The organism is Micromonospora sp. NPDC049282 (assembly GCF_043197045.1).
GTDB lineage: Bacteria > Actinomycetota > Actinomycetes > Mycobacteriales > Micromonosporaceae > Micromonospora.
In genome coordinates this window covers 24,161-43,419 of sequence record NZ_JBICSL010000030.1, presented here as the reverse complement: position 1 = coordinate 43,419, position 19,259 = coordinate 24,161, and the positions used below count along the sequence as shown (strand labels likewise).

The 19,259-nt window shown below is 72.9% G+C and carries 14 protein-coding genes and 1 pseudogene; 5 read left to right on the top strand and 10 right to left on the bottom strand.

The window, feature by feature from the left end:
- Window positions 1-224: 224 nt before the first annotated feature.
- The 4 genes from ACGFI2_RS29855 to ACGFI2_RS29840 all read right to left on the bottom strand — a co-directional run bounded on the left by ACGFI2_RS29855 (window position 225) and on the right by ACGFI2_RS29840 (window position 5,447).
- Window positions 225-1,151: an ABC transporter permease gene (locus ACGFI2_RS29855; protein WP_393523332.1), complete on the bottom strand. Its 927-nt coding sequence runs from the start codon at window positions 1,149-1,151 to the stop codon at window positions 225-227.
- 144 nt (window positions 1,152-1,295) lie between these two features.
- Window positions 1,296-2,939 (bottom strand): ABC transporter substrate-binding protein, encoded by a 1,644-nt coding sequence (locus ACGFI2_RS29850; protein ID WP_393523329.1) that lies wholly within the window; start codon window positions 2,937-2,939, stop codon window positions 1,296-1,298.
- Between the two features lie 577 nt (window positions 2,940-3,516).
- The gene (locus ACGFI2_RS29845; RefSeq protein ID WP_393523327.1) at window positions 3,517-4,194 is read right to left on the bottom strand and encodes a response regulator; all 678 of its coding nucleotides are present in this window, start codon (window positions 4,192-4,194) and stop codon (window positions 3,517-3,519) included.
- Between the two features lie 2 nt (window positions 4,195-4,196).
- On the bottom strand, window positions 4,197-5,447 hold the full coding sequence (locus tag ACGFI2_RS29840; RefSeq protein WP_393523338.1) for a PspC domain-containing protein: 1,251 nt from the start codon (window positions 5,445-5,447) through the stop codon (window positions 4,197-4,199).
- Between the two features lie 177 nt (window positions 5,448-5,624).
- Here ACGFI2_RS29840 and ACGFI2_RS29835 point away from each other — a divergent pair, with 177 nt between their 5' ends.
- The 3 genes and pseudogenes from ACGFI2_RS29835 to ACGFI2_RS29825 all read left to right on the top strand — a co-directional run bounded on the left by ACGFI2_RS29835 (window position 5,625) and on the right by ACGFI2_RS29825 (window position 9,389).
- A complete protein-coding gene (locus ACGFI2_RS29835; RefSeq protein ID WP_393523324.1) occupies window positions 5,625-7,430 on the top strand; it encodes a PspC domain-containing protein in 1,806 nt (601 codons plus the stop codon).
- Window positions 7,427-7,657 (top strand): annotated as a pseudogene (locus tag ACGFI2_RS29830) (hypothetical protein); the annotation flags it as partial. The gene ACGFI2_RS29835 and the pseudogene ACGFI2_RS29830, both read left to right, overlap by 4 nt.
- A 487-nt stretch (window positions 7,658-8,144) precedes the next feature.
- Window positions 8,145-9,389, top strand: a complete 1,245-nt coding sequence (locus tag ACGFI2_RS29825; RefSeq protein WP_393523321.1) for a phosphatidylserine decarboxylase — start codon at window positions 8,145-8,147, stop codon at window positions 9,387-9,389.
- A gap of 72 nt (window positions 9,390-9,461) precedes the next feature.
- Here the strand turns inward: ACGFI2_RS29825 and ACGFI2_RS29820 are convergent, their stop codons facing one another.
- From ACGFI2_RS29820 to ACGFI2_RS29810, 3 genes are all read right to left on the bottom strand, one after another.
- Entirely contained in the window at window positions 9,462-10,373 is a 912-nt protein-coding gene (locus ACGFI2_RS29820) for a CDP-alcohol phosphatidyltransferase family protein (protein WP_393523319.1), read from the bottom strand.
- Between the two features lie 346 nt (window positions 10,374-10,719).
- Complete coding sequence (locus ACGFI2_RS29815; protein ID WP_393523316.1) at window positions 10,720-11,631, bottom strand: NUDIX hydrolase; 912 nt, start codon at window positions 11,629-11,631, stop codon at window positions 10,720-10,722.
- Window positions 11,632-11,733: 102 nt separating this feature from the next.
- The gene (locus ACGFI2_RS29810; RefSeq protein WP_393523313.1) at window positions 11,734-12,681 is read right to left on the bottom strand and encodes an NUDIX hydrolase; all 948 of its coding nucleotides are present in this window, start codon (window positions 12,679-12,681) and stop codon (window positions 11,734-11,736) included.
- A gap of 144 nt (window positions 12,682-12,825) precedes the next feature.
- On the opposite strand from ACGFI2_RS29810, the gene ACGFI2_RS29805 reads away from it, so the two are divergent.
- Window positions 12,826-13,143, top strand: coding sequence for a PspC domain-containing protein (locus ACGFI2_RS29805; protein WP_393523311.1), 318 nt, complete (start codon window positions 12,826-12,828; stop codon window positions 13,141-13,143).
- A gap of 6 nt (window positions 13,144-13,149) precedes the next feature.
- On the opposite strand, the gene guaA is transcribed toward ACGFI2_RS29805, so the two are convergent.
- Window positions 13,150-14,706, bottom strand: a complete 1,557-nt coding sequence (gene guaA / locus ACGFI2_RS29800; RefSeq protein WP_393523308.1) for a glutamine-hydrolyzing GMP synthase — start codon at window positions 14,704-14,706, stop codon at window positions 13,150-13,152.
- A 119-nt stretch (window positions 14,707-14,825) separates the two neighbouring features.
- Window positions 14,826-16,508, bottom strand: coding sequence for an FAD-dependent oxidoreductase (locus ACGFI2_RS29795; protein ID WP_393523306.1), 1,683 nt, complete (start codon window positions 16,506-16,508; stop codon window positions 14,826-14,828).
- A 132-nt stretch (window positions 16,509-16,640) separates the two neighbouring features.
- On the opposite strand from ACGFI2_RS29795, the gene ACGFI2_RS29790 reads away from it, so the two are divergent.
- A complete protein-coding gene (locus tag ACGFI2_RS29790; RefSeq protein WP_393523303.1) occupies window positions 16,641-17,741 on the top strand; it encodes an LCP family protein in 1,101 nt (366 codons plus the stop codon).
- 50 nt (window positions 17,742-17,791) lie between these two features.
- On the opposite strand, the gene ACGFI2_RS29785 is transcribed toward ACGFI2_RS29790, so the two are convergent.
- The gene (locus ACGFI2_RS29785; RefSeq protein WP_393523300.1) at window positions 17,792-19,249 is read right to left on the bottom strand and encodes a M1 family metallopeptidase; all 1,458 of its coding nucleotides are present in this window, start codon (window positions 19,247-19,249) and stop codon (window positions 17,792-17,794) included.
- Window positions 19,250-19,259 lie beyond the last annotated feature (10 nt).

Genomic DNA, 19,259 nt, shown 5'->3' with positions numbered 1-19,259 from the left:
TCGAGCCAGGCGTCACTGAGCAGGCCGCGGGGCTTCTGCTGCTTGGCGCTCTCCGGCACGCCGGCGTCGGTGGGCGCGCCGGACCCGGCCTCGGTCGGCATGGTCGCAGGCGGCGTCGTCACGATCGACGCCATACTCGGGTCACTCATGCCCGCACCTCGCTGCGCTCGGCGCGGGCGTGGTTGCCCGCGCAGACTGCTGGGACGATTCGTTCGCTGCGGCGGTCACTCATAGCGGATCCTCGGGTCGAGGGCGGCGTAGAGCAGGTCCACCAGCAGGTTCATCACGAGGTAGACGACCACCAGCACCACCACGATGCCGACAACGGTAGCGCTCTCCTTGGTGACGATCGAGCGGAGCACCTGCCGGCCGATGCCGTTGATGCCGAAGATGCCCTCGGTGATGATCGCGCCGCCCATCAACGCGCCCAGGTCGGTGCCGAGCAGCGTGACCACCGGGATGAGCGAGTTGCGCAGCAGGTGCACGCCGACCACCCGGCGCATCGGGAGGCCCTTGGCGATCGCGGTGCGCACGTAGTCGGCCCGCCGGTTCTCGGCGATGCTCGTGCGCGCAACCCGGGCGATGTAGGCCATCGAGGCGCTGCCGAGCACGAAGCCGGGCACGATCAGCTCGCTGAACCGCATCTCGTTGGAGACGGTCGGGTTGATGATGCCCCACTTGACACCGAGCACCCACTGGAGCACGAAGCCGATGACGAAGACCGGCAGGGCGATCAGGAAGAGGGTGGAGACCAGGACCAGGTTGTCCAGGAAGCCGTTGCGTCGAAGACCGGTCAGGACGCCCGCGCCGAGACCGATCACGGCCTCAATGGCGAGGGCGACCACCGCCAGCTTCAGGGTGTTCGGGTACGACGTGGCGATGATGTCGCTGATCTCGCGGCCGCCGAACGTGATACCGAAGTCACCCTGGAAAAGGTTCTTCATGTAGCTGGCGTACTGCACCCAGATCGAGTCGTCGAGATGATATTTCTCGGTCATCATGGCCCGGTAGTTCGGCGGGCAGCCGCGGTCGCCGCACTTGCCGGCGAAGGGGTCACCGGGCACCGACCAGACGAGCCAGTAGATCAGGAACGTCGTGCCGATGAACACCGGCACGAGTTGCAGCAGCCGTCTCAAGAGATAACGGCCCATGGGGTGGTCCTCCAGACAGGGAGCGCCGGGCGCCCGACGCGGTGACGACAACGTGCGAGGGGTTTGTTGTACACCCCCTCGCGGAACGGCCCCGGGTCGGGCTCACCGGTTAGGCGAGCCCGACCCGGGGTCAGACCGTTCGGATCAGAGCTCGACCGAGGTGATGTCGAGTTCGCCGACGTTGGTCAGCTCCAGCTTCTTGATCTTCTCCGAGTGGCCGGACTGCTCGCCGCTGAAGTAGATCGGGATCGTCGGGACGTCCTCGTCGATCAGCTTGACGGCCTCGCCGAACTTCTTGTGGGCCTCCTCGATGCTGGGGGCCGCGGAGGCCTCCTTGGCGAGGGCGTCCACCTGCGGGTTGCTGTACTTGCCGTCGTTCGAGGAACCGCCGGTCACGTAGAGCGGGTTGATCCAGTTCTCCACGTCCGGGTAGTCCTGCTGCCAACCGGCGCGGTACATGCCGGACATCTTGTAGTTGTTGATGTTGGCACGGAAGACCGCGAAGGTCGGCACGCCGACGGCGACCGCGTCGATGCCCAGGTTGGTCTTGATCTGCTGGGCGACGGCCTCCATCCACTCCTTGTGGCTGGCGTCCGCGTTGTACGACAGGGTCAGCTTGCCCTGGAAGCCACCGGCCTCCTGGAGGAGCTGCTTGGCCTGCGCCACGTCGAACTTGCAGGCGGTGCAGTTGCCCGGCGCGGCGCCCGGGGTCAGCGGGTTGGCCCAGCTGTCGGCCGGCTTGCGGTTACCGAAGAAGATCTTGTCGGTGATGGCCTGCCGGTCGATGGACAGCGAGATCGCCTTGCGCAGCTTCGGGTCGGTGAAGCGCTTGTCGTAGATCGGGAAGGCGATGATGCCGGTCGACGGGATCGTCGTGGAGATCGCCCGCTCGCCCAGGTCGGTCTTCCACTTGTCACCGGCCAGCGACGAGACCGGAACCTGCTGCTGGAAGTCCAGGTTGTTGGCGAGCAGGTCGTTGTAAGCCGCCACGTCGTCCTGGTAGATCTTGACGGTGACGTCCTTGATCTTCATCTTGTCGCGCAGGCTGTAGTCGTCGAAGCGGGTCAGCTTGATCTCGACGTCGTCCTGCCAGGCGGTCAGCTTGACCGGGCCGTTGCCGATCGGCTTCTTGCCGAAGTCCGCCGGGGTGGAGGAGAAGAACGCGTCCGGCAGCGGCATGAAGGCGCTGTAGCCGAGCTTGGTCGGGAACACGGCGGTCGGCGCGGCGAGCGTGACCTCGAAGTTCCAGTCGTCGACGACCTTGAGGCCGGACATCTCCTTGGCCTTCGGCTCCGGGGCCTTCTTCGGGCCGTCCGGGCCGTCCGGGTCCTCGGTGTAGACGTCGCCGAAGCCCTGGATGTCGGAGAAGAAGGAGGCGTTCTGCGCGCCGTTCGGCCCGTACGCCGCCCAGTTCCAGGCCTTGACGAAGCTCTCGGCCTTGACGGTGGTGCCGTCGTGGAACTTGGTGTTCTGCTTGATCTTGATCTTGAAGACCTTCGAGTCGCTCGTGTCGATCGACTCGGCGAGCAGGTTCTGCGGTGCCCCACCGTTGTTGGGGTACTCGACCAGGCCGCTCCACAGCCAGTCGATGATCTTGCCGCCACCGGTCTCGGTGGTGTTCGCCGGAACCAGGGGGTTCTCCGGCTGGGTTCCGTCGATGACGATCGCGCCGTCCGAGCTGGCGCCGGCGTCGCCACCGTCGTTGTTCCCGCTGGAGCAGCCGGATGCGATGAGCGCGAATGCCGCGCCCACCGCGAGCGCGCCGCTCGCCCGCTTCGAGACTCTCATTCCGAGGGGCCTCCTCTTTCTTAACCTGGTTCCGTCGTGGGTTTCACGCACGTGTGGGGGGTGACACCGCCGACGTCCCGAACCGCAGGATGCCGGTTTACCGCAGAGGAAATCGGGACACCCCAGGGGTACCGATCCGCCGGGCGCCACACCCTTCGACGAGGACATCGCGCAGGGTCGACGACCACGGGGCGGCGCGGGTAACGGCGTCACGTGGTCGGCGGGCCCGACGAGATGCCTCACACCGGGGGGTGAGGTGCTGCCACTGTGACACCCACCGGCCCTTTCCGTGAAGGTGCCGTTATCAAGACGTTAGTTGCTTGCCACGTTGCCGATACTTGAGAAAAGATCACAAACAGCGCGGATCGCACGGCTCTGAACAGGTAAGACAGGCCCACACCGATCGACACCACCCGACACTTCCGGCGTCGGGAGCGTGCCCGGGCGGGCGAGGACGCCTCCCGGGCGGGCCTCGGACACACGTAGTTCTACCCGTCCGGCCGATGGCACCGTCGGCTGTGCGGACACCGTCGCCGCCCGGGTGGACGATGGGGGCGAGGACCTCGGGGTCGCGGGCTCAGACCAGCCGGCGGTCGGCGGCCCAGCGGGACAGCTCGTACCGGTTCGACATCTGGAGCTTGCGCAGCACGTTGGAGACGTGCGTCTCGACCGTCTTGATCGAGATGAACAGCTCCTTGGCGATCTCCTTGTACGCGTACCCCCGCGCGAGCAGCCGGAGCACCTCGCGCTCCCGGTTGGTGAGCTGGTCCAGCTCGGGGTCGGCGACCGGCGCGTCCGGCCGGGACGCGAACGCGTCCAGCACGAACCCGGCCAGCCGCGGGCTGAACACGGCATCCCCGTCGGCCACCCGGCGGATCGCGTCGGTCAGCTCCTCCGGCGAGATGGTCTTGGTGACGTAACCCCGGGCGCCCGCCCGGATCAGGCCGATCACGTCCTCGGCCGCGTCGGAAACGCTCAACGCCAGGAACTTCACCTGTGGGTGGGTCCGCCGCATCGCCTCCAGCACGGCACGGCCGCCACCGTCCGGCATGTGCACGTCGAGCAGCACCACGTCCGGCTGGGTGGCCGCGATCCGGGTCACCGCCTCGGCCACCGAGCTGGCCTCGCCCACGACCTCGACCCGGGTGCCCAGCTCGGCGCGCACGCCGGCCCGGAACATGGCGTGGTCGTCGACGAGGAACACCCGCAGCGGCCCTCGCGGCGCCGCACCCTCGACCGGTTCCTGCTCGGACATGGTCATCTGTCCCTTTCCGCCGTGGAACCGGAGCCGCTGATCGGCAGGATCAGCCGGACCTCGGTCCCCTCTCCCGGCTCGGACCGGATCTCCGCCCGGCCGCCGTGCCGCTTCATCCGCCCGATGATCGAGCCCCGGACGCCGTGCCGGTGATCCTCCACCGTATCCGGATCGAAGCCCTTGCCCCGGTCCCGGACGAAGACGCTTACCTGCTCCGGCTCCACCTCGGCGTAGAGCGACACGGTCTGCACCCCGGCGTGCCGGGCCGCGTTGACAAGCGCCTCACGGGCGGCGGCGACCAGCGCGCCGACCCGCTCGTCGGTCTCCCGGTCGCCGACCACCACCGCCTCGACGGTGATCGCGAACGTGTCCTCCACCTCGGCGGCGGCCTGTTCGAGGGCGGCCGCGAAGCGTTCGGTCGGTGAGGCGGTCGGCTTGTAGAGCCAGTTGCGCAGCGAGCGCTCCTGGCCCCGGGCCAGCCGCTGCACCGTCTTGACGTCGCTGGCGTTGCGCTGGATCAGGGCGAGCGTGTGCAGCACCTGGTCGTGCACCATGGCGGCCAGCTCGGCCCGCTCCTGCTCGCGGATCCGCCCCTCCCGCTCCGAGCGGAGCTGGTTCCAGGTGCGCCAGAGCACCGGGCCGGTCACCACGCCCACGCCGGCCAGGCCCACCAGCGCGAAGATGATGCCGTTGAGCACCGCGTCGAAGTTCTGCGCCGGTGAGTAGACCGCGGCCACGCCGATGATGCCGACCGCGACGAGCACCCCGCCGCCGATGAAGCGGAGCACGAACGCCCGGCGGTCGCTCTCCTCCACCACCGCGCCCAGCCAGGGCACCGCGGAGTCGCCCCACTGCCGGCGCCGCTCCGGCCCGGACTGGTGCCAGATGACGCCGGCGCCGACCGCGATGATCGCGACCAGCCACCCGGCGGTGCCGGCCGCGCCGACCGAGTCGAACGCGACCACCTGGAGCAGCAGCACGCCCAGCCCGATCGCCACGAACGGCAACAGCTGGGCGAGGTCGCGGCGGGGCGGGGCGGCGGTGTCGCCGGGCCGGGGCGGGACCACCGCCCAGAAGGCGGCGTAGAGCAACAGGCCGAGACCGCTCAGCCCGAGCAGCACCATGAACGCCACCCGTACCCGGAGCACCGGGATGCCCAGGTGCTCGGCGATGCCGGCGGCCACCCCGGCGCCCAACCGGTGCTCGGTGGCCCGGTAGAGACGCGGGGGATGCGGCGTGACGGTGCTGCTGATCGGAGGCTCCCGGGTCGGCGCGGAGGTGCCGGCGGCGGCCGACGCTCCGATCGTCACACGGCGGGAACGCCCCGGACCACGGGGACGCCCCGGACATTCGCCGACGCCCGATCTCAGGGTGGGGTCAGGGTCGGTTCCTGAGGCCGTCCGGCCGGCCGGGGCAGCAGTATCGGAGGCATGACCGAGGACGCTGCCCGTCCGCCCCGCCCCTGGGCGGCAGCACAGGGCGACCCGCCGCCGACCCCGCCGGGGTCGGCATCCGCCGCCGACGCTCCGCCCCCGCCGCCCGGCGGGGCGCCGTTCGCGGGTCCGCCACCCGGTGGGTACGTCCCACCGCCCGGCGCCGCCGGCTTCACCACCCGCTACGGGCTGGTCCGCCCCCGGGAGGGCCGCTACCTGGCCGGGGTGTGCGCGGCCATCGGCCGGGCCACGAACACCGACCCGGTGCTCTGGCGCGTCCTCCTGGCCGTGCTCGGCTTCTTCGGCGGCATCGGGCTGCTCGTCTACGTCGCCGCGTGGCTGATCATCCCGGGCGAGGGGGACACCGCCTCGCCGGTGGAGTCGATGCTCGGCCGGGGCCGCTCCAGCATGTCGCCGATCACCGTCATCGTGCTCGGCATCGTGGTCGCGGTCGGCTTCGCGTACGTCGTCACCGACGGTTTCCGGGCCATCCTGCTGGGCGCGGTGATCCTGATCGGCGGCGCGCTGATGCTCAACCGTGAGCAGCGTGGCTTCGCGTCCCGGCCCGGCGCGGCGCCCACCTCACGCTGGGCCGGGCCGACCGCCCCGACCGGGAGGCCCTGGTCCGGCGGGCCCGCCGGGTACGCGACACCGCCCGGAGCCGCCGCCTCCCCCCACCCCGGCGAACCGGTCGAGGTCACGCCGCCGGCGTGGCCCGCCGCAGCGCCCGGAAGCGGCGCGCCGCCCGGCCTCCGGGCCGAGTCGGGCGACCTCACGTCACCCGTCCGTCCCGAGCCCGGCTACCCGCCGGCGCTGTCCGAGCCCGGCTACCCGCCCCCGCCCCCCGCGCTGTCCGAGCCCGGCTACCCGGCCACGCCGCTGCCCGCCGCCGGGTGGCCCGCCGCGGCCGGCACCCGGCCGGTCCGGTCCGAGCCGACGACCGTCGCGATGCCCGGGGTGGCCGCGCCGGCCGGTGACACCGGTGCGTGGCCCACCTCGGGTTCCGCCTGGCCAACCGCGCCGACCACCGGCGCCCCGGTCGGCGAGCCGGCTGCCGTGCCGCCGACGGTGCCGGTCGGTGCCCCGCTGCCGCCGGGCGGCTACCGTCCGCCGTTCGCCCCGCACGGCCCGTACGCCGGGTCGCCCCCGGCCCCGGCGCCCGCCCGGCCGCCCCGGCCGCCGAAGCGGCCGAAGGAACGCTCCCCGCTCGGTCCGATCACCTTCTCGCTGATCTTCCTGGCGTTGGGCCTGGTGGCGATGCTCGACCTGCTGGACGTGTTCCCGGTCGGCGCGGCCGGCTACTTCGCCGCGACGCTGGCCACCATCGGCCTCGGGCTGCTCGTGGGCACCTGGTTCGGCCGGGCGCGTTGGCTGATCGCTCTCGGTCTGGTGACCGCGGCGGCGCTCGGCGTCGCCACCGTCGCCGAGTCCTACGACCGGGTCCGGGGCATCGACGGCAACGTCACCTGGGCCCCGCCCGACCGCCGCGACCTGGCCGACCGGTACGAGAACAACCTCGGTGACGCGGTGCTCGACCTGCGCAGGATCGACTTCGACAAGCAGGACATCCAGGTGACCGTCGTTGTGAACCTCGGCAACGCGACCGTGGTCGTACCGCCGAACGTGGACGTGACCACGGTGGCCGACGTCAACGCCGGCGAGGCGTCCGTCTTCGGCCGGCGCACCGGCGGGCTCAACGGTCGCCACTGGGAGAGCACCGACGCCGGCGCGGACGGCCCCGGCGGCGGCACCCTGCGCCTCTATGTCCATCTGAACGCTGGAAACCTGGAGGTGACCCGGTGAAGGCACACCGGACGGACATCGTGTCGTTCGCCTTCGGTCTCGTCTTCCTGGGGCTCGCGCTCTGGTGGCTGCTGGCCCGGATCCTCGGGCTGGCCGTGCCTCCGGTCGGCTGGTTCCTGGCCGGCGGGCTGGTCGTGATCGGGCTGCTCGGCCTGGTCGGCGCGCTGCGCTCGGTGCGCGGCCCGGACCAGCCGGTCGAGCCGGACCAGCCGGAGGCGACCGTGGCAGCGCCCTGGCGCGACGGCACCCCGACCGGCGTCGATGCGGTCCCCACCGGGGCCGACGAGTGGCCCACCGACGCCGTGGGCGACGTGCCGGTCCCGGCGCGGCAGGACCCGCCCGCCGACGCCGTGGGCGACGTGCCGGTCCCGGCGCAGGAGGACCCGTCCGCCGACGGGGAGCCGCGCCGGTCGCCGACCGAGGAGCTGTCCATCCTGGAACCCGAGGACCGGTCCGGCCCGGTCACCCGGGAGCTGCCGCCGATCGACCCGGAGACCGGCGAACCGCCGGCCGGGCGGCGTACCTCCGGGGAACCGCCGGTCTGACCGCGCCGGTGCGGCGGTCCGGCGGCGCGGCCTATGCTGGTCGCGGGAGACCTCGCCGCCGCCGTCCGGTCCGTGCCCCCGACCGCGCCCGGCGCTCCCGGTCCCGCCGGCCGGTCGCGACGCCGGAGCGGTCCCCGTCCGTCTCTACCTCGTCAGGAGCTCATCCGAGATGACCCAGTCCCCCGCCGTGCGCGTCACCGGTCCGTCCGGCGCGGTCCGCCTCGGCGAGCGCGCCGCCCGTACGCTCGTCGCCGAGTTCGCCCGGCGTAACGACTCGAAGGCCGGCCTGCTGGTCGGCGCGACCCCGGAGTCCGCGGTGCTGGCCGCCGCGATCGAGGCGCTGCTCCCGGGCGACCGGCTGATCGTCGTGCCGGCGGAGGGAGCCGCGGCGGCGCTGCGCGAGCACGTGACCGCACAGGGGCGCTGGGTCGCCGACCGGGTGCGCGTGATCGACACGCTCGCCGAGGCGGACGCCGCCGCGGTGGTGCTCGTCGCCGAGCCGTTCACCGGCACCGCCGAGGAGGCCCGCGCCGCGGTGGACGGGCTGTCCAAGTACCTCGCCGAGGGTGCGGTGCTGAGCGTCGCCGCGCCGTTGTTCCGCACCGAGGGCGCCGGCGCCGAGCTGGACCGGCAGGGCGTGCTGCACGGCGTCCGCACCGACGTGGTGCTGCGCAACTCCCCGCCGGTACGCGTGCACCACCTGCGCTTCACCCCGGCGCCGGCCGCGCTGGCCGCCTCGCTCTCGCCGGCGTACCGGCCGTCGAGCGTGCCGGTGACCCGGCGGATGCACATCGACTCCAACGGGGTGGCCGCCGCCGGCATCACGCTCGGCCTGGCCGCCCTGGCCCGGGCCACCCGGCCGAAGTCCAAGCTGTGGCTGCTGCCGGCGCTGGCCGCCGGCCCGGTGGCCGCGTTCTTCCGGGACCCGGAGCGGGACGTCCCGGAGGACCCGTCGGCCGTGGTCGCCTCGGCGGACGGCCAGGTGCTGTCCGTCCAGCGGCTGCAGGACGAACGCTTCGGCGACGGCGAGTGGCTGCGGATCGCGGTCTTCCTGTCGGTGCTGGACGTGCACGTCAACCGTGCGCCGGTAGCCGGCAAGGTGGTCGACTACTTCGTCGCCGACGGCGGCTTCGTCAACGCCATGAAGCCGGACGCCGAGCACAACGTGGCGGCGTACACGGTGCTGGACACCGACCGTGGCACCGTGGTCGTGGCACAGCGCACCGGGCTGATCGCCCGCCGGATCGTGCAGCGCGCGCCGGTCGGCTCGCTGCTGGCGAAGGGCGAGCGGTTCGGTCTGATCCGGTTCGGTTCGCGTACCGACGTCTACCTGCCGGCCGACACCGCGGATCCGCTTGTCGGCCCGGGCGACAAGGTGGTCGGCGGGTCCACGGTCATCGCCCGCTGGCGCTGACCGCCCCCACGACATCCGAGAAGGGGCGCCGCTCGCGCGCGGCGCCCCTTCTCGTGCGTACGTGTCGTCGCCTCAGGCGGCGCGACGCTGGTGCAGCCAGAGCAGCGGGCCACTGACCAGGTAGCCCACCACCACGAGGGCGAAGGTGAGCCGGATGTCGACGAGCGCGCCGACCACCGGGACGAACCAGAGCCACGGCGGCAGCTTCAGCAGCCGGGCGAGCTTGGCGTAGGGGAAGCTCGACACCATGGCGAAGGCGAGCAGCGCCACGCCGGCGACCATGACCAGGCCGGGGACCGGCACGCCGATCGCCACGGTCAGGGCGAGCACCATCGCCGCCATGGTGGTCGGCACGCCGCAGAAGAAGCGGCCGTCCTTCGGCGAGACGTTGAACCGGGCGAGCCGGACGGCCGCACACGCCGCGACCAGGGCGCAGGCGACCGCGGCGGCCGCCGGCGGCACCGAACCGGCCAGCGAGGCGTAGACCACCACCGGCGCGGCGAGGCCGAACGAGCACATGTCCGCCAGCGAGTCCATCTGCGCGCCGAACGGACTGGCCACGCCGAGCTTGCGGGCCAGGGCGCCGTCGAGGCCGTCGAACGCGACGCACGCGATCAGGCAGACCGCGGCGAGCTGCACCTCGCCCTGCATGGCCAGGAAGATGGCCAGCATGCCGAGCATGACGCTGCTCAGGGTGCACGCGTTGACCAGCGCGAACTTGGCGCGCCGGGCGGCGGTGCGCTCACCCGGCAGGAGCGGGATCGACATCGCCGGGGACTCGTCGACCGGCGCGGTCGGGGGGAGCGCCGGGCTGATCGGGCGTACCGCTTCGACGTCGGCGTCGAGCCGGCTGTAGCGGATGCGCTGGCGGTCGGCGTAGCGGTGGTCGGGGGTGACCAGATCGGTCCCGGACCCGGCCCGGCCGTCCCGGCGGCCCACCCGGACCAGTAGCACCTGGCGGGCGAACGTGCTGCTGCGGCGCAACCGGCCCGCCCAGCGACGCCCTGCGGGGCGCGGACTGTCAGTCGTACGACGCCGGCGCCATGGGGCTCTCGGCACGTTTCCTCCATCACCGGATCGACTGGCCGCCCACGTCGGGGCGGGTGTCCGGCTGTCTCGTGCCGGACCTTTCGGGCCCGGCAGCCCATTTGGGGAGTACACCATTGCACAGGGGACAAGGGCTTGGGTATAGCTGCCGGCGGTACTTGCAACTCTCTTAACCGCGCGAACCGCTCAATCATTCCCATCTCGGGCCGCAACGCCCAATTTTATCGGCCTGTCCCGACTCCCGACTGTACCGGAGGTGGCCCAGGGCGGCTCGGCGAGCGGTTCAGGTCACCCGCCGCCGGATGGCCCGGGCCGCCACCTCGGTCGTCGACAGACCCGCCACCTGCTCCCGGGTGAACCAGGCGGCCCGGGCCGTAGAACCACCGGCCTGCTCGGTCACCACCGCCGCGGTCGGCGTGTCCACCCGAACCCGGTAGACCACCCGGATGCCGTGCCAGTCCAGCGGGCGGCCCTCCGGCCCGAGCGCGGCCGGCGTGTGCAGGTTGTCCACGGCCAGCAGGCCGACCACCCGGCCCAGCTGACCGGCCTCCTCGACCAGCTCGCGGAGCAGCCCGGCGGCCGGCTGCTCGCCGTGGTCGGTGCCGCCGCCGGGCAGGTGCCACCGCCCGGCGCCCGGGTAACCGTCGGCGATCATGGTGAGCAGCACCCGGTCGTCCGGGTCGGTGACCAGACCGTACGCGGCGAAGCGCTGCCGGCGGTCGGCTGCCGGGCCGGTCGGGGCGGCGGGCAGGGCCCGGGGCAGGTCGGCCGGCAGCGGCGACACCGGGAGGCCGAGCAGCTCCGCGGTGAACGGCATCAGCGGTCGGAGCGCGGCCTCCTCGGCGCTGAACCAGCCCACCTCGTCGCTGCCGCCGGCCCGTTCGGGCCGCAGCCGCCCGCCTCGGGCCCGGACCTCGAAGATCAGCCGGTCCGTGTGCATCGCCACGCCGTCGGTCGGGAAGACGGCCACGTCGGCGACCGCGTCGGAGAGCCTGGCGGCGGCCACCGTCAGCCCGGTCTCCTCGGCGAACTCGCGCACCACCGCGTCGGACGGGTGCTCGGCGTGCTGGACCCCACCGCCCGGCAGCTGCCACACCCCCGGGTACGGACATCCGGGGCCACCGCGCGCCAGCAGCACCCGCCCGCGCCCGTCCCGGAGAATCCCGTACGCCCCCACCCGCCGCCGCTGCTCCACCCCGCGTCCTCCCCGCCCGTTCCTGCGTCGATCATGAGGTTAACGGCACGGGGCGGACATCTCGTCCCGTCGACCTCATGATCACCAGGGCCGGGGGGCCGATCAGAGGAGATGGGCGGCCTGGACGGCTTCGGCGGTCACCTCGGTGAGGCGGTCGGTGGGAAGGGCGTCCAGTTCCTCCCGGCGGAACCACCGGGCCTCACAGGTGGAACCGCCGATGTCCGCCACGGTGGGCGGCGCGGGCTGGTCGACCACCACCCGGTAGAAGGCACGGACACCGTGCCAGTCGATCGGGTAGCCCTCCGGGCCGAGCGAGGCGGCGTCGCGGTGGCTGGCCACCCCGAGCAGCTCGACCAGGCGGCCGGTCTGCCCGGTCTCCTCGACCAGCTCCCGGATCAGCGCCGCGGCGGGCTGCTCGCCGTAGTCCGTGCCGCCGCCGGGCAGGTGCCAGCAACCGGCGCCCGGGTAGCCGTCGGAGACGCGGGTCAGCAGCACGCGCTCCTCCGGGTCGGTCACCACCGCGTACGCGGCGAAGCGCTGCGCCCGGTGCAGCCCGTCCGGACCGGGGACCGCGTAGAACGACGGGAACTCGGGGACCTCCTCCGGCACCACGTCGTCGGTGGAGGTGGGCAGGCCCAGGGCACGCGCGGTGAACGACCGCAACGGCAGCTCCCGAGCCTCGTCGAGGGTGAACCAGCGGGCCAGGTCGGTGGGGCGGTCGATCCGCTCGGTGAGCGTCCCGCCGCGCACCGACACGGTGTAGAGCAGGCGGTCGGTGTGGATGGTGATGCGCCGCTCGGGCAGCGCCCGCATGTCGGCGAGCACGTCCTGCAGGCCGGCGACGGCGACCGAGAGACCGGTCTCGGCCGCGGTCTCCCGGACGACGGTGTGCTTGGGGTCCTCACCGTGGTCGACCGCCCCTCCGGGGAGGGACCAGGTGCCGGGGGTGCCGGAGCGCTCCGATGCGCGGACCAGCAACACTCGGCCGTTTGAATCAGCACAAACTGCGTATGCCGCGATCCTGCGCAGCGGCTCCAGCGAGGTGGTCACGGGAGCAAATTCTCCCCGGGCCGGGTTACCTCCATCGAAAAGAGTCGGATTCCTGACTCTTCGCTGGCGCCTCAGGGATGGATCAGGGTAGGTGTCCGGGCGGTCACCGAGGTCGTCCGCCGGACGGCGCGGGACCGTGGACACATGACCTCGACGAACCCCTCCCAGGCACCGTACAAGCAGCTCCGCCGCCCGGTCAGCGACCGCATGATCGCCGGCGTGGCCAGCGGGCTCGGCCGCTACTTCGCCCTCGACCCCACGCTGGTCCGGGTGGTCTTCGCGACCGCCACCGTGCTCACCGGCGGGCTGGCCGCGCTCGCGTACCCGATCATGTGGTTCCTGATGCCGGAGGAGCCGGCCGGCGCGCCCGCGTGGCCGCACCCGCCGGGCACCGCGCCGGGCTGGCCGCCGGTCCCGCCGCCCGGCCCGGGGACGCAGGCCGGGCCGCCGCCCGCCGCGTGACCGGCGTCACTCCCACTCGATGGTGCCCGGCGGCTTGCTGGTCACGTCCAGGACCACGCGGTTGACCTCGGCGACCTCGTTGGTGATCCGGGTCGAGATCCGGGCCACCACCTCGTAGGGCAGCCGGGACCAGTCGGCGGTCATCGCGTCCTCGCTGGAGACCGGGCGCAACACCACGGGGTGCCCGTAGGTGCGCCCGTCGCCCTGCACGCCGACGCTACGGACGTCGGCCAGCAGCACCACCGGGAACTGCCACACCCCCCGGTCCAGGCCGGCCGCGGTGAGCTCCTGCCGGGCGATCAGGTCGGCCTTGCGGAGCAGGGCGAGGCGCTCCTCGTCGACCGCACCGATGATCCGAATGGCCAGGCCCGGGCCGGGGAAGGGGTGTCGCCACACCATCGCCTCGGGCAGCCCCAACTCCAGGCCGATCGTGCGGACCTCGTCCTTGAACAGCGTGCGCAGCGGCTCGACCAGGGAGAACTTCAGGTCCTCGGGCAGGCCGCCGACGTTGTGGTGGCTCTTGATGTTTGCGGCGCCGGTGCCGCCGCCGGACTCCACCACGTCCGGGTAGAGCGTGCCCTGCACCAGGAACTCCACGTCGCCGTGCGCGGCGATCTCCCGGGCGGCGGCCTCGAAGACCCGGATGAACTCGCGGCCGATGATCTTGCGCTTCTGTTCCGGATCGGTCACCCCGGCCAGCGCGCCGAGGAACCGCTCCCGGGCGTCGACCACCTTGAGCTTGATGCCGGTCGCCGCCACGTAGTCCTTCTCCACCTGCTCGGCCTCGCCGGCGCGCAGCAACCCGTGGTCGACGAAGACACAGGTGAGCTGGTCGCCCACCGCCCGGTGCACCAGCGCCGCCGCGACCGCCGAGTCGACGCCGCCGGACAGGCCGCAGATGACCTCCTTGTCGCCGACCTGCTCCCGGATCCGGGCGACCTGCTCGTCGATGATGTTCTCGGGCGTCCACGTCGGCGCGACGCCGGCGATGTCGTACAGGAAGCGGGTCAGCATCTCCTGCCCGTGCGCGGTGTGCCCCACCTCGGGGTGGAACTGCACGCCGGCACGCCGGCCGGCCAGGTCCTCGAACGCGGCGACCGGGGCGCCCGCCGACTCGGCGGTGACCGTGAAGCCGGCCGGCGCCTCGGTCACGCAGTCGCCGTGGCTCATCCAGACCGGCAGGTCGGCCGGCAGGTCACGCAGCAGCACGCCGGGCTCGGTCAGGCGCGGGCGCAGCGGAGTGCCGCCGTATTCGCGGTTGCCGGTGCGCGACACCGTGCCGCCGAGCGCCTGGGCCATGGCCTGGAAGCCGTAGCAGATGCCGAAGACCGGCACGTCGGCGTCGAACACACCGGCGTCGATCTGCGGCGCGTCCGGCGCGTAGACACTGGCGGGACCGCCGGACAGGATGATCGCGGCCGGGTTCTTCGCCAGCATCTCGGACACCGGCATGGAGTGCGGGACGATCTCCGAGTAGACCTTCGCCTCGCGGACGCGGCGCGCGATGAGCTGGGCGTACTGGGCTCCGAAGTCCACCACGAGGACGGGGCGAGGCGTGCTCATGTGCGCAAAGCCTACCGACAGTCACGAGCCGCGCGGACGCGCCCCGGCGGCGCGTCGCTCCCAAGGTGCCAGGAAGGGCCCCCGCCTCTACCGGAGGCGTTGAGCGAGGGCCCCGCCTTTCACCGCAGCGCGGCGGGGGCGTGGGCGGGGACGGCGGGGTTGCGCGGGGGGACCGGGGCCAGGCGGGTGTACGCGGCGCCGGGTTCCGGGCGGGGGTCGGCCTCGCCCTTGTTGGGCCAGAACGACATGGCCCGCTCGGCCTGCGCGGTGATCGTCAGCGACGGGTTGACGCCCAGGTTCGCCGAGACCGCCGCGCCGTCCACCACGTGCAGCCCCGGGTGGCCGTACACCCGGTGCCAGGGGTCCACGACGCCGTCGGCCGGGGTGGCGCCGATCACCGCCCCGCCGAGGATGTGCGCGGTCATCGGGATGTTGAACGGCTCGGTCACCGCGCCGCCCGGGGTGCCGTCGATCTCCTCGGCGAGCAGCCGGACGGCCTCGTTGCCGGCCGGGATCCAGGTCGGGTTCGCGGCGCCGTGGCCGGGGCCGGAGACCAGCCGGCCACCCCGCCAGCGGGTGGTCAGCGAGTTGTCGACCGATTGCATGACCAGCGCGATGACGGTGCGCTCGGACCAGCCGCGGACGGACAGCATCCGCGCGGCCAGCCCCGGCTGCCGGACGATGCTGCCCAGCCAGCGCCGGACCCGGTGCGGCCCGCCGTCGACCAGCAGCGACTGGAGCAGACCCATCGCGTTGGAGCCCTTGCCGTAGCGGACCGGCTCGATGTGGGTCTGCGGGTCGGGGTGGAACGAGCTGGTGATCGCCACCCCCTCGGAGAAGTCGAGGCCGCGTCGCCGGGCCGCCCCGGGGCCCACCGAGGCGCCGAGGATCGCCTCCGAGTTGGTCCGGGTCAGCTCGCCCAGCCGGGGCGAGAGCGCCGGCAGCGCGCCGGTCGCCTTCATCCTGTGCAGCAGCCGCTGGGTGCCCAGCGCGCCGGCCGCGAAGACCACCTGGTCGGCGTGGATCACCGCGCGGCGCTTGCGCAGCCAGGCCCCGGTGCGCTCGGTGTGCACCGCGTAGCCGCCGGCCGGATCGGGGCGTACCGCGGTCACCGTGGTCAGCGGGTGCACCTGGGCGCCGAGCCGCTCGGCCAGCCAGAGGTAGTTCTTGACAAGCGTGTTCTTCGCGCCGTGCCGGCAGCCGGTCATGCACGAGCCGCAGTGGCTGCACCCGGTGCGGTCGGGCCCGACGCCGCCGAAGTACGGGTCCGCCACCCGCTGCCCCGGCCGTCCGATGTGCACGCCGACCGGGGTCGGGTGGAAGGTGTGCGCCACCCCCATCCGCTCGGCCACCGCCCGCATCGCCCGGTCCGCGCCGGTGTCGATCGGGTACGTGGTGACGCCGAGCATCCGCTGCGCCTGGTCGTAGTGGCGGGCCAGCTCGTCGCGCCAGTCGGTGATGTCCCGCCACTGCGGATCGGCGTAGAACGCGTCCAGCGGCTCGTAGAGCGTGTTCGCGTAGACCAGCGACCCGCCGCCCACCCCGGCGCCGGAGAGCACCAGCACGCCGCCGCCGGCCTTGCGGTCGGCGGAGCGGAGCAGGGTGATCCGTTGCAGCCCGAAGCAGCCGAGCCTCGGCGCCCAGAGGAAGCGCCGCGCCTGCCAGGACGTACGCGGGAACTCGTCGTCGGCGAAACGCCGGCCGGCCTCCAAAACGCCGACCGAGTAGCCCTTCTCGGCCAGCCGGAGCGCGGTGACGCTGCCGCCGAAGCCCGAACCGATGACGACCACGTCGTAGCGCATGAACGCATCATTACCGACGGGTAGCTATGGCGCCAGCACGGGTTTTTCGCAGATCATGCAGAACGCTCCGACCGCCGGTGCAACCTTCGGCGCCTCCGGACGCGTCGAATCCCACGGGGAGAGGAAGAACGCGTGACGAGACGACGCCTGCTCGGCCTGGCCGCCCTGGTGGCGGCACTGCTGGTCGCCGGCGGCACGGTGGTGACCACCCGACTGGTCGGGCACCACTCGCCGACCCGGGCCGCCGCGCCGGCCACCTCGCCACCCGGGTCACCCACGCCGGCCCCGACCAGCGCCAGCCCGACCCCGCCGCCCGGCGCCGACCTGACCGGCCCGCTCAACCTGATGCTCGTCGGCGTCGACACCCGGGTCAGCATCCCCGGGTGGGAGCCGCACGCCGACGCCGTGCTGGTGCTGCACGTGCCCGCCGGGCTGGACCGCGCGTACCTGTTCTCACTCCCCCGCGACCTGGTGGTCGACATCCCCGCCTACCCGAAGGCCCGCTACCCGGGCGGGAAGACCAAGCTGACCCACGCGATGAGCTACGGCAGCCGGGTGCCGGGCGACAAGGCCCACCCCAGCACCGCCCAGGGGTACGAGTTGCTGCGCGCCACGGTCTCCCGCTACACCGGGCTGCGCATCGACGCCGGCGCGGTGATCACCTTCGGCGGCTTCGACAAGCTGGTGGACACGCTCGGCGGCGTCGACCTCTACGTCGACCAGAAGGTCGCCTCCCGGCACCGCCGCCCGGACGGGAAGATGCGGCCGCTGGGCGGCGGCGGCTACACCGGGCCGCAGATGGTCTACCAGAAGGGCGACCGGCACCTGGTCGGCTGGCAGGCGCTCGACTACGCCCGGCAGCGCTACACCGCCGGCGGCGACTACACCCGGCAGCGGCACCAGCAACAGCTGATCCGGGCGCTCGCCGGCAAGCTCCTCGACCAGGGCACGGCCCGCGACCCGCAGCGGGTCGAGCAGGTCGTCGCCGCGCTCGGCAAGACCCTGGTGTACGTCGGCGGCGCGCGGAAGCTGGTCGACTTCGCGTACGCCCTGGGCGGGATGCCGGCGGACCGCATCACCCTGGTCGGGCTCCCCGGCACCGGGGTGGGCAGCGGCGGGGCCTACCGCGGCGAGCAGCTCCAGAAGCCGGGCCGCGACTTCCTCACCGCGCTGCGCGGCGGCCGGGCGGACGCGTTCCTGACCGCGCACCCGTCCCTGCGCGTGAAGACCTGAGGTGGTAGGGGGGGCCCTGTTGTGCAGAATGCGTTAACCGGGGCCCCTCCTTACTTCGCCTTCGGTGCGGCGGGCCGTTCGGTGCCGAACAGCCAGGCGTCGAAGAGCTTGTCCAGCTTCTTCCCGGACACCCGCTCCGCCAGCGCCACGAAGTCCGCGGTGGTGGCGTTTCCGTTCTTCCGCTCGGCCGCCCAGGTCCTCAGGATGGTGAAGAACGCGGTGTCGCCCACCGCCACCCGCAACGCGTGCACGGCCATCCCGCCCCGGTCGTAGACGGACCGGCCGAACAGGTTCTCCACCCCCGGCTTGCCCGGCGGGGTCCGCCACACCAGGCCGGACGCGGCCGCGTACTTCTGCTCGAACGTGCGCTGCACGGTCGAGGACCCGCTGTGCTCGGCCCAGAGCCACTCCGCGTACGTGGCCAGCCCCTCGTTGAGCCAGATGTCCTGCCAGCGTTGGATCGAGACGCTGTCGCCGTACCACTGGTGGGCCAGCTCGTGCGCCACCACGTCGGTGTTGTCGCCGCGCCGGAAGAAGCTGGCGCCGTAGACCGGCCGGCTCTGCGTCTCCAGCGCGTACCGGATCCGGTCGTCGGCGACCACCACGCCGCCGTACGCGTCGAACGGGTACGGCCCGAAGATGCTCTCCAGGTAGTCGGCGACCTCGACGGTGCGGGCGATCGAGCGGTCCGGCGCGCCCTCGGGGAGCTGGGTGGTGACCGCGCTCCAGACCTGGCGCCCCTTGTGCTCGGCGGTGGTGACGCGGAACTTCCCGATCGCCACCATGGTCAGGTAGCTGGCCATCGGCGAGGACTCCGACCAGCGCCAGGTGGTCCAGCCGCCGGCCGTCGTCCGGCCCTTCGGCACGCCGTTGCCGACCGCCGTGAGCCCCTTCGGCACGGTGATCTCGACGTCGTAGGTGGCCTTGTCCGACGGGTGGTCGTTGACCGGGAACCAGGTGCTCGCCGACTCCGGCTGGCCGAGCGCGATCGCCCCGTCGGTGGTGTGCAGCCAGCCGCCCTCGCCGAGCGCCTCGTTGCGCAGGGCCGCCGGCCTGCCGTCGTACCGGACCTCGGTGACGAAGCCGTTGCCGGAGGTGAGGCCGGTGGCGGGCGTGACGACCAGCTCGTCGTCGGTGCGGGCGTGCCGGGCGGCGGCGCCGTCCACGGTGACCGAGCGGACCGTCAACCCGGCCAGGTCCAGGTTGAACGCGGACAGGTCGGCGGTCGCGGTGGCCCGCACCGTGGTGACGCCGGTGAGCTTGTCGGTGTCCGGGTCGTAGCGCACCTTGATCGTGTAGTTCGCGACGTCGTAGCCGCCGTTGCCGTAGCTCGGGAAGTAGGGGTCGCCGGCGCCGGGCGCGCCGGGCGCGAAGCTGCGGGTGGTGGTCGGGCCGGGCTCGGTGGGCGCCGCCGCGCTCCGGTCCGGCTCGGCCGCGCCGCAGCCGGCCAGCAGCAGCGTCCCGCAGGCCAGCAGCCCGAGCCGTCGTCGTCCGCCGCGCCGCGCCATCGCCTCGATC